The sequence below is a fragment of the Butyrivibrio sp. genome (assembly GCF_024699075.1).
Map to the genome: position 1 here is coordinate 1 of NZ_JAILQF010000453.1, position 3715 is coordinate 3715.

The following is a 3715-nucleotide window of genomic DNA, read 5'->3' on the forward strand; positions in this document are numbered from 1 at the left end:
GTTGTTACCAGTGTTACATGATATCCCCTTGACCAGAAATACTCAGCAAGGTTGACCATTACATGCTCGGCACCGCCCTTTTGAAGGGAGCCTATATACATCGCTATATGCTTTTTATTATTATGTTGTTCCATACAAAAGGCACCCTTTCTTAGTTTCTGATCTCGAGTTAACATCGCCTTATAAGTCTTTAATATCTAAGCTGATGCAATTATTAAGCTTCCTGCTATCTGCTCTTTACTTCATAAAGTGCTCATACCACTGCTGAAATACAAAAAAGCTCCATGCCATCTTAGAATAGTTAGCACCTGTTGCTGGGCCTCCATCTCCTGATGTAAGGTAGTTGTCAATAAAGCGTGATACGTAGCCAGTATCAAATATTCCCTGTTTATTAAGATAATCCGTACTACTATAAGTTTTAAGCTGTTCAAGAAGAGGTCCTCTCATCCACTTATCAAGAGGTACTCCAAAACCTACTTTAGGCCTGTCAAGAAGCTCTTTAGGAATATAATCATAGGCTATATCTTTAAGGATATGTTTCTTGTCACCATTACAAAACTTAAAGTCATGGGCTATGCGATAAGAATACTCCATAACTGAAGTATCCATGATAGGACAACGGTTCTCAAGAGAGTACTTCATTGATGCTCTGTCCATCTTGCAAAGGATATCTCCCGGAAGATATGTATCCATATCAAGGAGCATACGACGAACCTGCCAGTTGTCCTGGGGATAACCACTCTCTACAGGATACTTACATGGAAGCTGAATATTACTATTATTCTTTCCTAAAAGTTCATCAAGATATATCTGATTGTACTCATCAAAGGTCATAGACTTATCAAAGCTCTCAACACCGTCAACAAAAGCGTGAGCAGCCTTTATATATATATCTGAAGCAAACTGTACCTTGGTCTCTTTATCCCTGTTTCTTGCTACAGCTCTTACTTTCATGGGAAGCTTATCAAGGAGTTTCTGACTTCCAAGAGGAAGCTGACCTATTCCATATATAGCTGCTCCAAGCGCATCCAGTTTCTGTGCTTTATGTATATACTCATAAATATTGTAACCGCAGAAGAACTCATCTCCGCCATCTCCGGAAAGAGCAACTGTTACCTTCTGCCTTGCAAGCTTAGATACAAGCATTGAAGGAATCTGAGAGCTATCAGCAAATGGTTCATCATAAAACTTTGCTATGCTTGATACCTGATCAAGCATCTCCTTCTCATCGATATAAAGCTCTGTATGGTCAGTTCCAAGATGCTTTGCAACTTCAGCTGCAAACTTTGCTTCATTGTATCTTGGCTCATTAAATCCTATTGTGAAAGTCTTTACAGGCTGGTCAGATATATCCTGAGCTATAGCAGTTATAAGACTTGAATCATATCCTCCTGAAAGAAAGGTTCCAAGAGGAACGTCTGCTATCATACGCTTTGCTACTGATTCTTTTAAAAGTCTCTTTAGCTCAGTCTTGGCTTCATTATAATCTGTTACAGGATTTTCAATTCCCTTTTCGTAAGCCTTTCTTACATCCCAATATTTCCATATCTTAATTTCTCCAAGATGAAATTTAAGAACAGCACCGGGAATAAGCTTATATACATCCTCGAATACACTATCAGGATCATTAATATACTGCTGGTAAAGGTATCTTGCGATCACACTCTTTTTGATAACTCCGTTAAAGCTAGGGCACATCATTATAGGCTTTAATTCTGAAGCAAATACAAGGTTCTCGCCATCTTTCCAGTAGTAAAGAGGCTTCTTGCCAATCCTGTCTCGGATGAGATATACATCATCTGTCTCTCTGTCAAAAAGCGCTATTGCAAACATACCGTGGATATGATCTACAAAATCAATTCCCCACTTAAGATATGCGGCTATGATAACTTCAGTATCGCAGGTTGACTTAAATGGATAGTCTGAAAGTTCCTTTTTAAGTTCCTGAAAATTATAAATCTCACCATTAAACACTACACTTATGCGCTTATCTAAAGAGTGCATTGGCTGGTGTCCAAGTGGTGAGAGGTCAAGAATAGAAAGACGTCTTTGGGCAAAGCCCACATTATAGCCGTCTTTGAAAGGATATATTTCTACTCCACTGTCATTGGGGCCTCTATGGATCATGGTATCGTTCATGATCCTTAGCTGCTCCATAGTTATTTTGTTTTTTGATATAAATCCGCTTATTCCGCACATAAATTATAGTCTTTTCCCATTACTAATTACATTATCAAGATAACTTCTCCACTGCTCATATACAGCATCAAGGCTCGCTTTATCCGCTATCAGTCTAGCCTTTCTTCCCATTTCTTCTGCTTCATTTGGATGCTCTATCATCCAGCATATTTTATCAGAAAGTGCCTTTCTGTCTTTTATAGGAATTAGTAATCCATTAACTCCATCCTCAATAAGTTCCCTGGGTCCTCCGCAAGGACAGTCTGTGGCAACACAGGGAAGGCCCAGTGCCATGGCCTCCATAAGTGAATTGGGCATTCCTTCATAGTTAGAAGGATAGGCAAATACGCTCGCGCATCTAAGATCTTCTTCAAGACTGTCACTTTGGCCCATGAGTTCTACTTCTTCGTCAAGATGAGTCTCTCTTATAGCTTCTTCCAATCTTTCCAAGGTTCCGTCACCGGAATCTGCACCATATATTTTAAGCTTGTAATCCTGATGCTTGTCATAAACATCCGAAAATGCATATATCAGCATTTCCTGATTCTTGAACTTTACAAGTCTTGCTGCATTCACAATAACTTTGTCTCTATGATCGGCATCAGGTGCCTCTATATATTTAGGGGTAAGAGGATTAAGTATTACTGTAGATATCTTCTGTAACTTTTCAGGAAAGAAACTCTTAGCTTCTTCCGTCTGAAAAACAGCCCCGGCAGCTCGCCCAATATACCTTTTTATAAGAATAGTATTTCTAATTCCAATATAGTATGTTCTTGGATCATTTCTAACAGAAATGACCACCGGAACACCGGTTTTCTTGCATGCCATAAGAGCTCTAAATAATGCAAGTTTGGCAAATGCTACAAGTACATCTGGCTTTTCACATAACATAAAGTCATGAAGATACTTAATTCGCCTTATATATTTATATAGTCTTCCTTTATTCTCATCTTCAGGCTTAAGGCCTATATTTACTCGCCTTACTTTAGGATTTAATTCATATTCATTATCATCTATCCACTCGGTTGCGACCACAACCTCATAACCTGCATCAGCAAATCGTCCTGCAAGGTTTGTTACAACTCTTTCAGCACCTCCGTGTGTCAGACAATTTAAATGAAATGCTATCTTAGGCATGCTTCTCCTTTGGCCACATAAAGCCAAGAATAAACTTAACAGTTCTTCTCTTTAACAATTTAATATCTATTTAAAGCTTTTCTAATATAGAATTGAGCTCTTTACTATATTTTTCAGGCTGATAGCAATCAGCTCGTTCTCTTGCCTTTGCTCCAAACTTTTCAAGCTTATCGTCATCAGAGATCATCTTGTTCATCTCTCTTGCAAGAGCCTTCTCTCCAACAGTAATAACGCTTGCATCAAAATCCTCAACTTCGCTCATATCAGGTACAAGTATTCCATACTCACCTTCTATAGCCTTATCTGTTGAACTTCCATCAGGTCTTATTTTAAGAAGTGCGTTATATTCATCTTCAGATAATACTATTTCCCTAGGGCCTGTCTTACAATCTGCAGCTAT

3 protein-coding genes are annotated in these 3715 nt (G+C 38.6%); all 3 read right to left on the reverse strand.

Going from position 1 to position 3715, the window contains the following annotated elements:
- Positions 1 to 237 precede the first annotated feature (237 nt).
- The gene (gene asnB, locus K6G87_RS17845; RefSeq protein WP_296840303.1) at positions 238 to 2199 is read right to left on the reverse strand and encodes an asparagine synthase (glutamine-hydrolyzing); all 1962 of its coding nucleotides are present in this window, start codon (positions 2197 to 2199) and stop codon (positions 238 to 240) included.
- 3 nt (positions 2200 to 2202) lie between these two features.
- On the reverse strand, positions 2203 to 3315 hold the full coding sequence (locus tag K6G87_RS17850) for a glycosyltransferase (protein ID WP_296840306.1): 1113 nt from the start codon (positions 3313 to 3315) through the stop codon (positions 2203 to 2205).
- A 70-nt stretch (positions 3316 to 3385) separates the two neighbouring features.
- Positions 3386 to 3715: hypothetical protein (locus tag K6G87_RS17855; RefSeq protein ID WP_330669938.1), on the reverse strand; the 330-nt coding region annotated here is incomplete at its 5' end.

Bases quoted from the DNA above. Each gene is read 5' to 3' on its own strand.
- asnB (WP_296840303.1), bottom strand. From the start codon at position 2,199: ATGTGCGGAATAAGCGGATTTATATCAAAAAACAAAATAACTATGGAG.
- K6G87_RS17850 (WP_296840306.1), bottom strand. From the start codon at position 3,315: ATGCCTAAGATAGCATTTCATTTAAATTGTCTGACACACGGAGGTGCT.